This is a genomic window from Blastococcus sp. TF02A-30 (genome assembly GCF_003319185.1).
Lineage (GTDB): Bacteria > Actinomycetota > Actinomycetes > Mycobacteriales > Geodermatophilaceae > Blastococcus.
In genome coordinates this window covers 14,404-29,602 of record NZ_QOHJ01000008.1, presented here as the reverse complement: position 1 = coordinate 29,602, position 15,199 = coordinate 14,404, and the positions used below count along the sequence as shown (strand labels likewise).

Annotated in this window: 16 protein-coding genes and 1 pseudogene; 7 read left to right on the top strand and 10 right to left on the bottom strand. The window is 75.3% G+C overall.

Going from position 1 to position 15,199, the window contains the following annotated elements:
* Position 1: 1 nt before the first annotated feature.
* The 5 genes from DQ241_RS17440 to DQ241_RS17420 all read right to left on the bottom strand — a co-directional run bounded on the left by DQ241_RS17440 (position 2) and on the right by DQ241_RS17420 (position 5,497).
* A complete protein-coding gene (locus DQ241_RS17440; protein WP_113831490.1) occupies positions 2 to 970 on the bottom strand; it encodes an ROK family protein in 969 nt (322 codons plus the stop codon).
* A complete protein-coding gene (locus DQ241_RS17435) occupies positions 967 to 1,833 on the bottom strand; it encodes a carbohydrate ABC transporter permease (protein WP_199584704.1) in 867 nt (288 codons plus the stop codon). The genes DQ241_RS17440 and DQ241_RS17435 overlap by 4 nt, the downstream gene beginning before the upstream one ends.
* Complete coding sequence (locus DQ241_RS17430) at positions 1,830 to 2,822, bottom strand: carbohydrate ABC transporter permease (protein ID WP_113831489.1); 993 nt, start codon at positions 2,820 to 2,822, stop codon at positions 1,830 to 1,832. Before DQ241_RS17430 ends, DQ241_RS17435 begins: the two co-directional genes overlap by 4 nt.
* Before the next feature lie 70 nt (positions 2,823 to 2,892).
* A complete protein-coding gene (locus DQ241_RS17425; protein ID WP_113831488.1) occupies positions 2,893 to 4,227 on the bottom strand; it encodes an extracellular solute-binding protein in 1,335 nt (444 codons plus the stop codon).
* 91 nt (positions 4,228 to 4,318) lie between these two features.
* On the bottom strand, positions 4,319 to 5,497 hold the full coding sequence (locus DQ241_RS17420; protein WP_113831487.1) for an ROK family protein: 1,179 nt from the start codon (positions 5,495 to 5,497) through the stop codon (positions 4,319 to 4,321).
* Between the two features lie 116 nt (positions 5,498 to 5,613).
* On the opposite strand from DQ241_RS17420, the gene DQ241_RS17415 reads away from it, so the two are divergent.
* Entirely contained in the window at positions 5,614 to 6,723 is a 1,110-nt protein-coding gene (locus tag DQ241_RS17415; protein WP_113831486.1) for an NAD(P)/FAD-dependent oxidoreductase, read from the top strand.
* 147 nt (positions 6,724 to 6,870) lie between these two features.
* On the opposite strand, the pseudogene DQ241_RS21480 reads toward DQ241_RS17415, so the two are convergent.
* Positions 6,871 to 7,242 (bottom strand): annotated as a pseudogene (locus DQ241_RS21480) (GGDEF domain-containing protein); the annotation flags it as partial.
* 659 nt (positions 7,243 to 7,901) lie between these two features.
* Between DQ241_RS21480 and DQ241_RS17405 the strand changes: the two are divergent.
* Together DQ241_RS17405 and DQ241_RS20905 are read left to right on the top strand one after the other, a co-directional pair.
* Complete coding sequence (locus DQ241_RS17405) at positions 7,902 to 8,501, top strand: hypothetical protein (RefSeq protein ID WP_113831485.1); 600 nt, start codon at positions 7,902 to 7,904, stop codon at positions 8,499 to 8,501.
* Positions 8,476 to 9,372, top strand: coding sequence for a PH domain-containing protein (locus DQ241_RS20905; RefSeq protein WP_199584702.1), 897 nt, complete (start codon positions 8,476 to 8,478; stop codon positions 9,370 to 9,372). Before DQ241_RS17405 ends, DQ241_RS20905 begins: the two co-directional genes overlap by 26 nt.
* A gap of 6 nt (positions 9,373 to 9,378) precedes the next feature.
* Here the strand turns inward: DQ241_RS20905 and DQ241_RS17390 are convergent, their stop codons facing one another.
* The 3 genes from DQ241_RS17390 to DQ241_RS17380 are packed head-to-tail and all read right to left on the bottom strand — an operon-like array spanning position 9,379 to position 12,106.
* Positions 9,379 to 10,023, bottom strand: coding sequence for a GerMN domain-containing protein (locus tag DQ241_RS17390; RefSeq protein ID WP_113831484.1), 645 nt, complete (start codon positions 10,021 to 10,023; stop codon positions 9,379 to 9,381).
* Positions 10,023 to 11,396, bottom strand: coding sequence for a cell wall metabolism sensor histidine kinase WalK (locus DQ241_RS17385; protein ID WP_113831483.1), 1,374 nt, complete (start codon positions 11,394 to 11,396; stop codon positions 10,023 to 10,025). Before DQ241_RS17385 ends, DQ241_RS17390 begins: the two co-directional genes overlap by 1 nt.
* Entirely contained in the window at positions 11,393 to 12,106 is a 714-nt protein-coding gene (locus tag DQ241_RS17380) for a response regulator transcription factor (RefSeq protein WP_113831482.1), read from the bottom strand. The genes DQ241_RS17385 and DQ241_RS17380 overlap by 4 nt, the downstream gene beginning before the upstream one ends.
* 136 nt (positions 12,107 to 12,242) lie before the next feature.
* On the opposite strand from DQ241_RS17380, the gene DQ241_RS17375 reads away from it, so the two are divergent.
* Together DQ241_RS17375 and DQ241_RS17370 are read left to right on the top strand one after the other, a co-directional pair.
* The gene (locus DQ241_RS17375; RefSeq protein ID WP_113831481.1) at positions 12,243 to 12,599 is read left to right on the top strand and encodes an STAS domain-containing protein; all 357 of its coding nucleotides are present in this window, start codon (positions 12,243 to 12,245) and stop codon (positions 12,597 to 12,599) included.
* Positions 12,599 to 12,862 (top strand): STAS domain-containing protein, encoded by a 264-nt coding sequence (locus DQ241_RS17370; RefSeq protein WP_233492548.1) that lies wholly within the window; start codon positions 12,599 to 12,601, stop codon positions 12,860 to 12,862. The genes DQ241_RS17375 and DQ241_RS17370 overlap by 1 nt, the downstream gene beginning before the upstream one ends.
* Positions 12,863 to 12,883: 21 nt before the next feature.
* Here the strand turns inward: DQ241_RS17370 and DQ241_RS17365 are convergent, their stop codons facing one another.
* Positions 12,884 to 13,711 carry a hypothetical protein gene (locus DQ241_RS17365; RefSeq protein ID WP_113831650.1) on the bottom strand — a complete coding sequence of 276 codons (828 nt, stop codon included), beginning with the start codon at positions 13,709 to 13,711 and terminating at the stop codon, positions 12,884 to 12,886.
* Positions 13,712 to 14,098: 387 nt separating this feature from the next.
* On the opposite strand from DQ241_RS17365, the gene DQ241_RS17360 reads away from it, so the two are divergent.
* Both DQ241_RS17360 and DQ241_RS17355 read left to right on the top strand, forming a co-directional pair.
* Positions 14,099 to 14,578 carry a DUF2975 domain-containing protein gene (locus DQ241_RS17360; RefSeq protein ID WP_113831479.1) on the top strand — a complete coding sequence of 160 codons (480 nt, stop codon included), beginning with the start codon at positions 14,099 to 14,101 and terminating at the stop codon, positions 14,576 to 14,578.
* Complete coding sequence (locus tag DQ241_RS17355; protein WP_113831478.1) at positions 14,578 to 14,820, top strand: helix-turn-helix transcriptional regulator; 243 nt, start codon at positions 14,578 to 14,580, stop codon at positions 14,818 to 14,820. The genes DQ241_RS17360 and DQ241_RS17355 overlap by 1 nt, the downstream gene beginning before the upstream one ends.
* The last annotated feature ends 379 nt before the right edge of the window (positions 14,821 to 15,199 follow it).

The window sequence follows — 15,199 nt, the reverse complement described above, 5'->3', positions numbered from 1 at the left end:
GTCAGGATGCTCCCTCTCGGACGGCGAGCGACGGCCGCCGGACGCTCAGCGCGGCCCCCATCGGCGCCACCGGCACGTCCCGCGGGGTCACCTGGAGCCGCTCGGCGATGTGCAGGCTGCGCAGGAACGGCGAGCCGGCGGTCTGGCGGCGCAGCCGCGCGGCGACGGCGTCCAGCAGCGGCCGGCCCACCTCGGCGACTCCCCCGCCGAGGACGACGTGCTCGACGTCGCAGGTGAGCACCAGCAGCCGCACCGCCGCGGCGACGGCGTCGGCGAACGCGTCGCGGATCCGCACCGCTCCGGCGTCGCCGGCCGCGGCGGCGGCGAACAGGTCGGTCGCGGCGGGCCGGCCGTCGCGCGCGGTCCAGGCGGCGTCGATCGCCGAGCCGGAGGCGTACAGCTCCAGGCAGCCGCGCTGCCCGCAGGGGCAGGCCGGCCCGGTCGGGTCGTAGGGCACGTGCCCGATCTCCCCGGCCGCGCCCCGGGCCCCGCGACGCAGCTCGCCGCCCAGCAGCAGCCCGGCGGCGACGCCCGTGCCGAGCGCGAGGTAGGCGAGGTCGCCGCGCAGGCCGAGCGCCGCGGCCGCGCCGACCGCCGCGGCGTTGAGGTCGTTCTCGACCACGACCGGCACCCCGCCCAGGCGCGCGGACAGCATCGGCGCCAGATCGACGTCCGGCTCGTGGATGCCCAGGTTCACCGCGTAGGAGAGCCGGCCGGTCCCCGGGTCGACCAGCCCCGGCACGCCGGCGCCCACCCCGGCCAGGTCCGCCGGCGCCAGCCCCGCCCCGGCGCACAGCCGCTCGACGACGTCGGCCGCGGCGGCCACCACACCGGCGGTCCCGCGCCGGGTCGGGACCCGCAGCCGGTCCCGGACGACGGCCCGCTCGTCGAGCAGGACGCCCAGCACCTTCGTCCCCCCGACGTCCAGGCCGACCGACCACGTCCCCCGCGGAGGCCGGTCCGCCGTCACCCCTTCACCGCCCCGGCCACCAGCCCCGCGCTCATGCGCTTCTGGACGAGCAGGAAGAAGACGATCACCGGCACCGAGATGAGCGTCGCCCCGGCCATGATCACGCCCCAGTCGGTGGCCTTGTTGGCCTCCACCATGCCCTGCAGCCACAGCGGCAGGGTCCGCTGCTCGGGGTCGGTCATGACCACCAGCGCCAGCGTGTACTCGTTCCAGGCCTGCAGGAACCCGTAGACCCCGGCCGCGACCAGCCCGGGCGCCAGCAGCGGGAAGGTGATCCGGAAGAAGGCGCCGGTGCGGGACAGGCCGTCGCACATGGCCGCCTCCTCCAGCTCGATCGGCACCCCGCTGACGAACCCGCGCAGCATCCAGACGGTGAAGGGCAGGATCGCCGCCACGTAGACGACGGTCAGCCCGAGGACGGCGTTGACCAGGCCCCAGTCGTCCAGCAGCCGGTACTGGGAGATGAACAGCCCCTCGGCCGGGATCATCTGCACGACCAGGATCGTGACGATGAAGGACTTGCGCCCCCGGAAACGGAACCGGCTCACCGCGAGCGCCGCCAGGAAAGCGAACAGGATTGCCGCGACCAGCGTGATCCCGGTGACCGCGAGGGACACGCGAAATGCGTCGAAGAACGTCCCGTCGCTGAACACCCGGCGGAAATTGGAGAGCGTTCCGTCGACCGGGAAGAACGACGGTTCCGAAGTGCGCAGCCGATTGGTCGGCAGGAATGCGCTGCTCACCATCCAGTAGATGGGGAAGACCCACACCAGCGCGAGGACGACGGCGAGCGCGCCCAGCGCCCGGCGACCCGCTCCCCCGGTGCGCCGGCCGCGGGCCCGGGTCGGGACGGCGGTGCTCACACGTCCTCCCGCAGCATCCTGCGGATGTAGAAGACGGTGAGCCCGAGGGTGATCACCAGCATGATCGTGGCCATGGCGCCGGCCATCGAGAACTCCTTCGACAGGGAGTAGATGTAGGTGCCCAGCAGGTGCGTCTCCCGGGTGGGGGCGCCGGCCCGCTGCAGCACGTAGATCTGGGTGAACACCCGCAGGTCCCAGATGACCTGGAGCAGGCCGACGATCATCAGCACCGGCTTCACCATGGGCAGCTGCAGGTGGCGCAGCCGCTGCCAGGGGCCGGCGCCGTCCAGCTGGGCGGCCTCCATGACCTCGTCGGGCACCTGCAGCAGGCCCGCGTAGACGCTGAAGACCACGAACGGCACCGACATCCAGACCACGATCACCGTGGCGACGAAGTAGAAGGACGCCGGCTCGATGATCCAGGAGTGCTGGCGCATGCCCTCGGCGCCGAGCGGCCCGGCGAGCAGCCAGTTGATGACGCCGTACTGCGAGTCGAACAGCCACTGCCAGACGGTCATGGTGGCCAGCACCGGCGTCCCCCACGCGAGCAGCAGGCCGACCTGCAGGACGGTGCGGGCCGCCGTCCCGACCCGGGTGAGCAGCACCGCCAGCCCGACGCCGACGACCATGGTCAGCGCCGCGTTGACCAGGCAGAACGCGATCGAGCGGCCGATGACGCCCCAGACGTACGGGTCGGAGAGCAGGGCGGTGTAGTTGTCGAACCCGACCCACTCGGCCGGCTGGCCGAACTCCTGGGCCAGGCCGTACTCCTGGAAGGAGATGACGAACTGCCGCAGCAGCGGCCAGCCCAGCGCGACCGCGACCGGCACGAGGGCCGGGACGAGCAGCAGGTAGGGGGAGAGCCGGGCGCGGAACGGGCGGGGCCGGGCGCGGACGACGGGGCGCGGAGCCGGCTCGACCGGGACGTCCGGCGCCGGCGTCGACACCGGCGGGGCCGGCGGCGCCGGGGTGGTGCGGGGAGCGGTCATGGCGGGCTCCGAGGAGAGGCGGCTCCCGGGGGCGCGAGGCGGTCGCGCCCCCGGGAACCGGGTCAGCGGATCAGTTGAGCGTCTCGGTGATCAGCTGGTCCGCCCTCGCCGACGCCTCGGCCAGGTCGGCGCCGCCGGCGATCTCCTGGAAGAAGTCCTCCAGGATGCGGTCGCCCTCGACCTCGGCCCACCGCTCGGCGGGCGGGGTCAGCTTGGCGTCGAGCGCCGCGGCCAGGGCCGCCTGCGCGTAGACGTCGTCGCCGAGCGCGTCCGCGTAGCTGCTGTTGCCGGGGATGAGGCCGTTCTCGGCCAGCATCGTCTGGTACTCCTCGCTGAAGATGATCTCCAGCAGGCTCTTGGCGAGGTCCTGGTTCTGCGACTTCGCCGGGATGGCGATGTTCGAGCCACCCGCGAAGACCGTGGCCGGCTCGCCGGCGGCGTTGCCCGGCAGCGGGAAGATGCCGGTCTTCTCCTCGTTGCAGGCCTGCTGCTCGGCGAGCAGCGCCTTCCCCGCCTCGGACTCGTCCTCGGGGTCGACGCCCTTGTTGCACTCGGGCAGGTCGATGCTCCAGCGGGCCCAGGTCGGCGCGGAGAACATGGCCGCCTCGCCGTTGTTGAACGGGATCCACGGCTCGGCCGAGTCGGCGTCGCGCGGGGCCGTGGTCGCGTTGGCGAACAGGTCCTGGACGGCGGCCAGGCCCTCCTGCGACTCGGGGCTGGAGAGGGCGCCGACCCACTGGTCGCCGTCCTTCTCCGCCAGGTCGCCGCCGGCGCTGTAGATCCAGGCGATGCCGTTGTACCAGTCCTGGCCGGGGAACCAGAAGCCGGAGAAGTTCGGCGCCCCGCCCGGGTTCGCGGCCTGCAGCGCCTTCGCCGCGGCCCCGAACTCCTCGAGCGTGGTGGGCACCTGGATGCCGGCCGCCTGGAACAGGTCCTTGCGGTAGAAGACCGCCCGGGCGCCGGAGTAGTACGGCACCGCGTAGACGGTGCTGTCGACCGACCCGGCCTCGACGAAGCCCTGGAGCAGGTCATCGCCGCCCAGGTCCCCGACCATGTCGCTGATGTCGGTGAAGGCGCCGGCGTTGGTGAAGGTCGGGCTCTGGGTGTTGCCGATCTCCACCAGGTCGGGGGTCTGGTCCTCCGAGGCCAGGGCGGTCTGCAGGCGCGGCACGAGGCCGTTCCAGTCCTGCTCCTCGATGACGAGCGTGGCGCCCTCGTTCTGCGCCTCGAACGTCTCGACCAGGTAGTCGCGCAGCTCCTGCGGCGTGTCGCTGCCCGCCAGCCAGAGCGTGATCTCCTCGTCTCCGCTCGCCGCTGCGTCGTCCTCTCCGCCGCCGCAGGCGGCGACGGCCAGGAGCATGCCGACGCTCAGGGCGGCCAGGCCGCCTCTGCGTACCCTCTTCATGTTGGGGTTCCTTCCCGAAGCGCGGACGGTGCCGGACAGCGCCGCCACTGGGGTGTGGTTCTCCGACCTGCAACTGGCCGGCTCGGGGTCGTCACGAGACCCCGAGCTGGCCGGACAGCACGAGCACCGCGGCCCCGGACAGGGCGCCGTCCTCGCCGAGCGAGGTCATCCGCAGCTGCAGGGAGCTGCTGACGACCGGCATGGTGCGCTCGCGGAGAGCGCCCAGCGCGGCATCGCGCAGGGGCCCGTCCAGGAGCTCCCGAGGTCCGCTGAGCACGACCTCGGAGAGATTGAGTGCGCTGACGACCGGCGCCAGCACGATCCCCAGCCGGCGGCCCACCGAGGCGAGCGCGGCGGCGCGGCCCTCGGCGTCCAGACCCTCGACGCGGCGGCGCATCGCCGGCACCGACAGCACGGTCTCCAGGCAGCCGGACCGGCCGCAGGCGCAGCGGGCCGGGCGGCCGAGGGGCGCGCCGTCGACGTCGTCCCGCTCGTCCACCGCGGTGACGTGCCCGATCTCGCCGGCCGCGTGCTCGTGCCCCTGCACCAGGACGCCGTCGAGCACGATGCCGGCGCCCACACCGCCGCCGACGGTGAGCACGAGCAGCCCGCCGCCCGAGGCGCCGCCGTAGGTGAACTCGCCCAGCGCGGCGGTGTTGGCGTCGTTGGCGACGTGCACCGGGACGCCGAGGGCCCCGGCCAGCTGGGAGGCCAGCGGCAGGTCGAACCAGTCGCGGTTGGGCGCCTGCAGGACGGTGCCGTCGGGGTCGACGACGCCGGGCGAGCCGACGCCGACGCCGAGCACCTGCTCGGGGGCGGCCGCGACCAGCTCGCGGCAGAGCTCCAGCAGCGCCTCGACGGCGGCGGCGCCGGTGCGCCCCTCGACGGCCGCCGAGCGCCGCTCCAGCACGGTGCCCGACAGGTCGAGGACCGCGCCGTGCATGCGCTCGTCGTCGGCGAGGTCGACGGCGACGACGGAGAAGCCGTCGGTGCGCAGCCCCACGAGGGTGCCGGGCTTGCCGGGCCGCCCCTCCGCGCTCGTGCCCAGCTCGGTGACCAGCCCCTCGGACAGCAGCGAGCCGACCAGGTCGGAGATGGTCACGCGGGTCAGCCCGGTGGTGCGGGCGAGGTCGGCCCGGGACCGCGGGCCGTCGTGGAAGAGCTGCTGCAGGACCAGGGACCGGTTGTGCGCGCGGGCGTGCTCGGGCAGCACCTTGGCGGTCGGGCGCAGCAGTCGCCGCTGCCGCGTGCTCTCCCCGAGGGCCGTCATGTTTGTTAGGACACCGTCCTTACATACCTGTGTCAAGGGTCTCACCGGCCCGTGACCTCTTCGTGATCATCGCGCCGGGGTCGCCGGACGCCCCTGCCCTGCCTAGCGTTCGGCGGGTGGAGCACTGGGACGTCGTCGTCGTCGGAGGTGGGCCGGCCGGCGCCGCCACCGCGCTGGCCGCCCGCCGGTCGGGGGCCCGGGTGCTGGTCCTGGACCGCGAGGACTTCCCGCGCGACAAGGTGTGCGGCGACGGCATCGCGGCCGAGGCGCTCGACGAGCTGGCCCGGCTCGGCGTCGACCCCGCGACCGTGACGGAGGGGTTCCCACCAGTCCCGCGGCTGCGGCTCCGCTCCCCCGGCGGGGCCGGCGTCGAGCGGCCGCTGCGCCGGCCGGCGCACGACGTCCCCCGGAAGGTGCTGGACCAGCGGGTCCTGGCCGCCGCCGTGCGCGCCGGTGCGGAGCTGCGGCGGCACCGGGTCCGGCGGATCACCGCCGGGGACGGGCGCGTCGAGGTCGACGGCGTCCTGACCGCGGGCGTGCTGGTCGGCGCCGACGGCGCGGAGTCGGTGGTCCGGCGCGCACTGGGCATCGCGCCGAACCCGCCCGACCGGCTGGCCGTGGCCATCCGCGGCTACGCGCCGGAGCTGCCGGAGCACCGCGGCGTGCAGGTCATCGCCACCACCGAGCAGCGCTGGCCGGCGTACGCGTGGTCGTTCCCGCTGGGCGACGGCCGGGCCAACGTCGGCTACGGGGAGCTGGTGTCGGGCGGGGCCACCCGGGCCGCCCTGGTGGAGGGCCTGCACCGGCTGCTGCCCGGCGTGGCGCCCGCCGAGCTGCGCGCGCACCGGCTGCCGCTGTCGACCGGCCGGCCGCGCCAGCCCGACGGGCGGGTGCTGCTCGCCGGCGACGCCGCCTCGCTGATCAACCCGCTCACCGGGGAGGGCATCTTCTACGCCGTCCTCTCCGGCGCCCTGGCGGGAGCGGCGGCGGCGCACGGGGCGGAGGCCGGGCGGTCCTACCGGACGGCGTTGCGGCGCCGGCTGGGCCGGCACCTCCGGCACTCCTCGGCCGCCGCCGCGCTGAGCCGCTGGCCGCGCCTCATGGACGCCACCTTCCGCGCGGCGGCGCACGACCAGCGGGTGTTCGACGACGTCACCGACCTCGGCCTGGCAGACGGCCGGCTCACCGTGCCGACGCTGCTGGCGGCGGCCCGGCGGATCCGGTGAGTCAGGAGGCGGCGACCGCGACCCGGTCCCGGCCGGCCCGCTTCGCGGCGTAGAGCGCCTCGTCGGCCGCGGCGTAGAGCGAGCGCAGGTCGCGGCCGTGCGCGGCGCGGAGGCCAGGCCGATGCTGAGCGACAGCGCCAGGAGCGATCCGTCGGGCAGGACCAGCGGCGTCGACCGGACGGCCTCGAGGATCTGCCCGGCGCGGCGCGCGGCCACCTCGGGCGTGCACCCGGTGAGCAGCAGCGCGACCTCGTCGCCGCCCAGCCGGCTCACGACGGCGTCGCCCATGCGGGTCTGCGCGCCGATCACGCGCGCCAGGTGCGCCAGCGCGTCGTCGCCCACGGGGTGGCCGTGCCGGTCGTTGATCGCCTTGAAGTCGTCGACGTCCATGACCGCCAGCGCGACCCGGTCGCGGCTGCCGGGGGCGGCGAGGGCCGCGGTCAGCGCGGCGTCCAGGACACGGCGGGTGACCAGGCCGGTGAGCGCGTCGACGTCGGCCTGTCGCCGCAGCGCCGCCATCATGCGCTCCTGCCGCTCCGACGAGCGGACCAGCAGGACGCCGATCACCGTGAGCATCGACCCGAAGAACAGGAAGTCGGTCAGCGCGCCCTGGCCCGAGCGGCCGTCGAAGAGGAGGAAGCCCCCACAGACCACGGCCGCGGCGGTGACCAGCAGCCCGCCCGCCGCGCGCAGGTGGAACCCGCCGTAGAGGACGGCGAAGGCGAGGAAGGCCTGCGCCCGCGTGGACGTGCCCCCGGCGGCGGCCGCGGTCAGGCCCAGGGCCGCGACGCCCGTGACGGCGAGGAGGGTGAAAGCACCGCACCGGTCGAGGGCCTCGGCGGGCACGCGGTGGAACAACCAGGCGACCGACGCCAGCCCGGCCACGCAGCCCCAGACCACCGAGGAGCTGGCGTCCCCGGCGTCCGCTGGGCCCAGCACGCCGACGACGGCCAGCATCCCGGCGCAGACGGCCAGCACCGCGACGGCGGTGCGCGCGGCCGCCCGGGGTTCGCGCGCACGCAGCGACGCCAGGGTCCTCACCCCCTCCTCAACGGCAGCCCGGCACAACGGCCGAAGCCGTTCCGCTCTTTCGGGGGAAGCCGTCCGTGCACCGGATCCCCGAGGCGGGTTCCCGCGCCCGTCACCCGGAGGACACCGGCCCTCGGGAGGCTGCCCGCGTGCCCCTCGATCCCGCCCCCCGCACCGGCCGGCTGCTGCGCGCGGCCGGCGTCGTCGCGGTCGCCGCCGTCCGCGGGCTGCTGCTGCCCCGCAGCGCCGTCCGGACGCGCCGGCGGCTGCAGGTCTGCACCGCGGCCCGCGTGCTCAGCGCGCTGGGCGCGCGGGTCCGCGTCGTCCAGCCGGCGGTGCCCTGGCCCCGCACCGGCGGCCGGCTGCTGACCGCGCACGACGCCGGGTGGCTGGGCGACCTCGCCGTCCTCACGGCCGTGCCCCGGTCCACCGGCGGCTGGGCCGCGGTCGCCGACCGGTCCCTGCCGTTCCGCGGCGGAGGCGCCCGCGACGACGACGGCGACCTGCTCTGCTCGGTGACCGTCACCTGCCGCACGGCCGACGGCCCCCTGGCCCGGCTGCCGCGCCGGCTGGGGAGCATCGCCGCGCTCCGCGACCTGGTGGTGGAGGTGTGGCTGCTGGCCCCGGTGCGCTCGGTGGAGCCGCGCACGGGAGAGCCCCGCGACCTGGTCGGCGCTGGCATCCTTGCGCGGCCCGAGCGGGACGTCACGAGGAGGAGCACCGATGCCGGAGGCGAGCTGGCTGCCTGATCCCAGCGGTGCGCACGAGCTGCGCTACTGGAGCGGCCTGGGCTGGACCGAGCACGTCTCCGACCGGGGCACCCAGGGGCAGGACCCGCCCCCCGCCGAGCTGCCGCCGCCGTTCGACGCCGTCGTCCCCCCGCCGCCGGTCCCGGCCGCCGCCCCCGCCGGGAAGCTGGGCTGGAAGGACCGGCTCAAGCAGGTCGCCGACCAGGGCAGGGCGCTGGCCGACCAGGGCAAGCAGAAGCTCGCCGAGCAGCACGCGAAGCGCACCGAGCAGTGGGCCGACGACCCCGCCACGCTGTGGTTCGGCGAGAGCAGGAACGCGGCCACCAGCGCGACCGGCGTCGCCACGGCCCGGTACCGCATCACCAAGGACCGGGTGTGGGTCGAGAGCGGGCTGCTGGGCACCCGCACCGAGAGCGTGCCGCTGTGGGCGATCCGCGACATGGACGTCCGCCAGGCGGTGTGGCAGCGCGGCAAGGACATCGGCGACGTCGTCCTCGACCTCGAGGACCCCGCCTACGGCACCAACCAGGACGCGTTCACCCTCACCGGCAGCATCGACGGCACGACCAGCGGGCAGGTGGTGCTCGACGACGTCGAGGGGCCGTACGCGGTGCTCGACCTGCTGGCCCCGCTGGTCAGCGAGGCGCGCACCAGGAAGACGGTGGAGCGGCAGTCGCAGTACCTGCACGTCAACCCGGGCATGGCCGGGGCGGCTCTCGGCGCGCCCGCGGCCCCGGCGGCTCCCCCGCCGCCGGCCGAGCCGCGGCCCGACCTCGCCGACCAGCTGCGCAAGCTGGCCACCCTGCGGGACGAGGGCATCCTCTCCGAGGAGGAGTTCAGCGCCCAGAAAGCCCGGTTGCTCGGCAGCTGACCGGGGTCACGACGGCGGCGCGGCGGTCGCCTCGGGGGCCGGCGGTCCCGCGGGCACGGCCGACGGTGCCGGCGTGGTCAGGGGCCGGTAGTCCTCGGCGGTGAGCGGCCGCCCGGTCAGCTCCCCCGACGGCAACGGCGCCTCGATCGGCTCCCCCGCCAGGTGGAGCAGCACCGCGCGGACGCCGGGCACGGTGGTCGCGGACAGCACGATCTGCGCGACGGCCCGGCGGCTCGCGATCCCCGACGGCGCCTGGGCGGCGGCGTCCATCTCGATCGTCGCCGTCCCGTCGTCCAGCGCGGTCACCGACAGACGCACCTCCGGGGGCAGGGCCGTGGACAGCTGCTCGTCGCGCTCGGCGGCGGTCGGCCCGGCCGCCAGCTGCTCGAGCAGGTCGGAGAGGCGTTCCCGGCGGCTGCTGCCGTCGAGCTCCCGGCCACGCGGCACCAGCACGTCCCCGGCGGCGAGGAGGTACACCTCGGAGGTGTCGGCGAGCACCTCCGGCGGCGCGGTGGCGGTCGGGGGCGCGCTGGGCTCGGCCAGGCCGTAGGGGACGTCCGACGCCGGGATCGTGCTCGGCTCGCCGCCGGTCGGCACCCCACACCCGGCCGCGCACAGCACCGCGGCGAGGACGGCGGCGGCCCGGCGCATCACGCGTCCACCGCCGGGACCGAGAGGGAGAACCGCGCGCCGCCGCCGGGAGCGTCGGCGCACCAGGCCGCTCCCCCGTGCCGCGCGGCCGTCTCCGCCACGATGGCCAGGCCGAGGCCGGCCCCGGGCAGCGACCGGCGGGCGGCCCGCGGCCCCCGCGCGAAGCGCTCGAAGACGCGTTCCCGGTCCTCCAGGGCGACGCCCGGCCCGGCGTCGTCCACGGTCACGACGACGCTGCCGTCCCGGCGCTGCACGCCGACGTGCACCGGGCCGCCGGCGTGCCGGTCGGCGTTGTCGAGCAGGTTGCGCACGGCACGCTCCAGGCTGGTCTTGTCCCCCCGCACCGTGGTCCGCTCGTCGGGATCGGCGGTCAGCAGGTCGGCAGGCCGGCCCGTGGCGGCCAGCAGCTCGCGGACCAGCGCGGCCAGGGGCAGGGGACGGGCCTCGTCCAGCGCCGCGGCGTCGTCCAGCCGGGCGAGCTGCAGCAGGTCGTCCAGCGTGCGGCGGAACCGGCCGAGTTCGGTCTCCACGAGGGCCAGAGCCTGCTGGGCGCGGGGCGACAGCTCGTCGCGGCGGGCGCCGAGCACCTCGACGCTGGTCACCAGCGTGGTCAGCGGGCTGCGCAGCTCGTGGCTCACGTCGCCGACGAAACGGGCGTCACGCTCGATCCGGGCGGCCAGCGCGTCGACCATGCTGTTGAACCCGCCGACGATGGCGACCAGGTCGGGGTCGTCGGTCGGCGGGAGCCGGGTGGTGAGCTCGCCGCCGGCGATCCGGGTCGCGGCGCCGGCCACCTGCTCGAGCGGCTGGACGGCCCGCCGGCCGGCCCACACGCCGAAGCCGGCACCCGCGGCCGTGGCCGCGAGCGCAGCCGCTGCCAGCACCGCCGAGAGGGTGGCGAGCACCTGGCGCAGCTCGACCAGCGGCGCGACCTCGTAGTACTCGACGCCGGCGGCGCGCAGCGGAACGCCGACCATCAGCGCGGGGCCGTGGGCGGTGTCGATCCGCGCGGTGCCGGCCGATCCGTCGGTGACGATGCCGCGCAGCTCCTCCGGGACGTCCCGCGCGCCGACGTCGAGGCTCGAGGAGTACCAGGAACCGCCGCTCCGGAGCACCACGTCGGCGCCGCCGGAGGGCACCAGCTCGGCCAGCAGGTCGCCGACGTCGGCGCCGGCGGTGGCCAGCCGGCTGTTGAGCACGTTGGCGTCGGCGAACGCCTGGCGGGTGAGCGAGGACTCGCGCTGGTCGAGCAGGTAGCTGCGGGCGGCGAGGAACGTGGTGCTCACCAGCACGACCGACACCAGCAGGGTGACCGCGGCGAACCCCAGCACGATCCGCGCCCGGAGCCCGCGCGGCCCGAGCGCCAACCTCACTGCGGATCCAGCCGGTAGCCCAGGCCCCGCACCGTCACGACCAGCCGGGGCGCGCTCGGATCGGTCTCGACCTTGGTGCGCAGCCGCCGCACGTGCACGTCGACGATCCGCTCGTCACCGAAGAAGCCGTGCTCCCACACCCGCTCCAGCAGCGCCTGGCGGCTGAACACCCGCCCCGGCGAGCCGGCCAGCTCGCACAGCAGCCGGAACTCGGTGAGCGTGAGCGGCAGCTGCTGATCGCCCCGGTGCACCGTGCCGCGGGCCTCCCGCAGCACCAGCGGCGCGGCGGGGTCCTTGTCGAGCACCACCTCGTCGGGTGGCAGGTCCGGCGCGCCGCTGCCCGCCCGACGGCGCAGCGCACGCAGCCGGGCGGTGATCTCCTTGACCTCGAACGGCTTGGTCACGTAGTCGTCGGCGCCGGCCTCGAGCGCCGCGACGATGTCGTGGGTGTCGGCCCGCGCGCTCACCACGATGATCGGCAGGTCGTGCTCGCGGCGGACCTCGCGGATGACGGCGAACCCGTCCATCGAGCCCAGCATCAGGTCGACCACCATGACGTCGGGTGCCGCGACCGCCACCGCGCGGACCGCCTCCTCGCCGGAGACCGCCTCGGCCACGTCGTAGCCCTCGTCCTCCAGCGCCCAGCGCAGCGCGGTGCGGATCGAGTCGTCGTCCTCGACGACCAGCAGGCGCGGCACCACGGCCGCCATGCTGCCACCGCCTCGCAGCGGATCTCCGGGACGAGGGGGAGCCGTCATGCAATCGCAAAGCTGCGTCCCGGCGGATCGCAATGTCCCGCGGCCAGTCTGGGCCAGGTCCGGTGCTGCCGACCCCGAGGAGAAGCGCATGCCGACATCCGCGCTCGTGCGGGCCGCTGCCCGCAGCCGGCTCGACGAGGTCGACGACGAGGTGACCATCCAGCTCAGCGACGACCTGCTGGCCGACGGCCTGGCCGACGTCCGCTGGCTGCTGCACGACGCGCTGCTGGCCGGCGCCCGGCGGCTGGTCGTCGACCTCACCCGGGTGCAGCACCTCTCCAGCAGCGCGGTGGCCAGCTTCCTGTGGGCCCACCGCATCTGCCGCGCCCGGGGCGGGACGGTCGTCCTGCGCGGCGCGAACCGCCGGACCCTCGACCTGCTGCACCGCACCGGGCTGTGGCGGGTGCTCACCCTGGAGTCCGCGCGGGGCAAGGGAGCGGCGTGATGCTGTCGGAGACCGTGGACCTGCGGTTCGGCGTCATCCGGGCACGGGGGCACCTGACCGCCCAGGGCGCGGACCTGCTGCGCGGCACGGCCGACTCGCTGCGGGGCAGCGGGCACAGCCGCGTCGTCCTCGACCTCGGCGGCGTCCGGGCCGCCGACGCCTCCGGTCTGGACGTCCTGCGGGCGCTCCGGGACGACTTCGCCGAGGACGGCGGGGAGCTGGTCGTGCAGCACCTGGCGCGGTTGACCGCCGAGCCGGTCTGAGCGGGGCCTCCCCCCGCCGGCTCAGCGCAGCGCGGTCACCAGGCAGGAGCCGGACTCGCCGAAGGGCTCGACCACGAAGCCCATCGTCACGAGCAGGTCGGCGACGGCGGCGTTCATCAGCTGCGCCACCGCATCTCCGGCCGCCGGGCCGCGCACCTGCTGCACGGCGATCCGGTCGTGCGCGCGCCAGCCGACGACGACGCCCTCGGCGACCGGCTCGGGCACCAGGCACACCCCGCCGGACGCGCGGCCCTCCGCTGTGTCGTGCAGCGGCAGGCCGGCCTCGACGAGCGCCGCGGCGATCTCGACGACGAGCGTCGTGAGCGGGTCGGTGTCCGAGAGCAGCGCGTCCCAGTCCTCGGGCAGCCGGTCGAGCTGCTCGCCGAGCTCGGCCAGCCAGGACCGCTCCTGCGGCGAGGGGCGCGGCGCCACCGTGCCGTCGGCGCGGCGGGCGCCGTAGACGGTGACCGCGTCGATGCCGCCGCCCAGCGCCGCCCACTCGGCGTCCACCTGGTCCTCGAACGGGCCGGCCACCACCAGCGCCGTCTCGGCCACCAGCCACCACGCGGGGCCGCCGGTGACCGGGGCGGGGGCGAAGCGGGTGGCGAGCCCGACCGCCTGCGTGCCGGCCTGGGTTTCGGGCGCCTCCCCCGCTCCGGCGGGGCCGCTCGGCGCGCGGCGGCCGGCGGGGTGCGCGCCCCGCGTCGCCGGGGCGTGCTGCGGTTCCCGGGCGCCGTTGCGCTCGAACTCGTACCGGGCCGTCGAGCTGGCCCCCAGCGCCACCACCAGACCGGTGAAGAGCAGGAAGCCCAGCACCGCCACTGCCGGCCACACGATCGTCGCGCCCATGGTCACGCGGGGACACTCCTCAGCACCCTCGCCGCGGCGGGAAGTACCGCGGACAGGCAGAACGCTAGGGCGGTCCGCGCTCGTCATCGGCGGGTCGCGACCCGCCTCCGACCGCCCGTTCCCGAACCGTTGCAGCACCCCCTCCGGGCGGTCGGTGACCCGTCCCCGGTTGCACCGCCTTGTCGACATGCGGCGCGTTGACCTGCGCAAACACGGTCATCGACCGGTCGGTCGCGCCGACCGGCCGGTTCCGCTCGCGTGTCGTGGCCATCGCTGTGCGGCCACGACGCACTCCACGGCCCGGCGTGCGCCACCGGTGCACACCGTCGGCACACCCGTCCGGCATGGCCTATTGACTTTCGATAGATGCTGACCGATGGTCGATGCATGATCGCCGAGCGTCGCGCGGTGCAGCTGCTGCGCATCTTCCTGGTCCTGCTGTTCGGGGTGCTCCTGCTGCTGCAGTTCTTCTCGCTTCCCGGCCAGTTCGCGCACATGGCCGAGGAGCAGCCGGACGACGCCTGGTTGCGCTGGCCGGCGACGCTGGTCGCGGGCTTCCTCGTGCTGTGCGTGCAGGTCGTCGTCGTCGCCACCTGGCAGCTGCTGTCCCTGGTGGCGGCCGACCGCATCTTCACCGAGGGCGCGCTGCGCTGGGTGGACGCGATCGTGTGGGCCATCGCCGCGGCGTGGCTGGTCTTCCTCGGCGTCTTCCTGGTCGCCGGGTTCGCCGCCGACGACCCGGGCGGCCCGCTGCTGCTGTTCCTGCTGTTGCTCGCCGGCGCCGTCCTCGGGCTGCTCATGGTCGTCATGCGCGCGCTGCTCCGGCAGGCGACGAACCTGCGCAGCGACATGGAGGCGGTCATCTGATGCCCATCGTCGTGCGGATCGACGTCGAGCTGGCCAGGCGGAAGATGAGCGTGGGCGAGTTCGCCGAGCGAGTGGGCCTCACGCCGGCGAACGTGGCGGTGCTGAAGAACGGCCGGGCCAAGGCGGTGCGGTTCAGCACCCTGGAGGCGATGTGCCGGGTGCTCGGCTGCCAGCCCGGTGACCTGCTCGAGTGGGTGCCCGACGACGTCGACGCCGGGGTGGCCGACCCGGCGCACCGATGAGCTCGCCGTCCACCTCGGGTCCACCGGGGTCTCCCGGGCCGGCGAGGCCCCGGTGGACCCGGGATCACCCCGCGCGACGGGAGGAGCGGGCGGTACGCGAAAGAGCAAAAGGCCAGGTCACCGGAGGTCACAAGGAGTAGCCATCTCGACCCTCCACCGCCGCCAGGTGTGATTCTCCACTGGAGTGCAGGGATTCATACCTGCGGATGCGCCCGGCGGTGAGCCTGAGCGGGCAGTAGAGAAGGGACGCGTCAGCGTCCTGACCTGCCGGTTTGGACCTCGGTGGACGGCCGAGCATCGAGTTCAGTCGTCGCCCGTCGCGTCGCGACGATTCTCCTCGGTCCACGTCTCGGGCAGCCAGCGCGGCCACACCGTCGCG

Bases quoted from the DNA above. Each gene is read 5' to 3' on its own strand.
- DQ241_RS17430 (WP_113831489.1), bottom strand. From the start codon at position 2,822: ATGACCGCTCCCCGCACCACCCCGGCGCCGCCGGCCCCGCCGGTGTCG.
- DQ241_RS17425 (WP_113831488.1), bottom strand. From the start codon at position 4,227: ATGAAGAGGGTACGCAGAGGCGGCCTGGCCGCCCTGAGCGTCGGCATG.
- DQ241_RS17420 (WP_113831487.1), bottom strand. From the start codon at position 5,497: ATGACGGCCCTCGGGGAGAGCACGCGGCAGCGGCGACTGCTGCGCCCG.
- DQ241_RS20905 (WP_199584702.1), top strand. From the start codon at position 8,476: ATGCCGGAGGCGAGCTGGCTGCCTGATCCCAGCGGTGCGCACGAGCTG.
- DQ241_RS17390 (WP_113831484.1), bottom strand. From the start codon at position 10,023: ATGCGCCGGGCCGCCGCCGTCCTCGCCGCGGTGCTGTGCGCGGCCGGG.
- DQ241_RS17380 (WP_113831482.1), bottom strand. From the start codon at position 12,106: ATGGCGGCCGTGGTGCCGCGCCTGCTGGTCGTCGAGGACGACGACTCG.
- DQ241_RS17375 (WP_113831481.1), top strand. From the start codon at position 12,243: ATGCCGACATCCGCGCTCGTGCGGGCCGCTGCCCGCAGCCGGCTCGAC.
- DQ241_RS17370 (WP_233492548.1), top strand. From the start codon at position 12,599: ATGCTGTCGGAGACCGTGGACCTGCGGTTCGGCGTCATCCGGGCACGG.
- DQ241_RS17365 (WP_113831650.1), bottom strand. From the start codon at position 13,711: ATGGGCGCGACGATCGTGTGGCCGGCAGTGGCGGTGCTGGGCTTCCTG.
- DQ241_RS17360 (WP_113831479.1), top strand. From the start codon at position 14,099: ATGATCGCCGAGCGTCGCGCGGTGCAGCTGCTGCGCATCTTCCTGGTC.
- DQ241_RS17355 (WP_113831478.1), top strand. From the start codon at position 14,578: ATGCCCATCGTCGTGCGGATCGACGTCGAGCTGGCCAGGCGGAAGATG.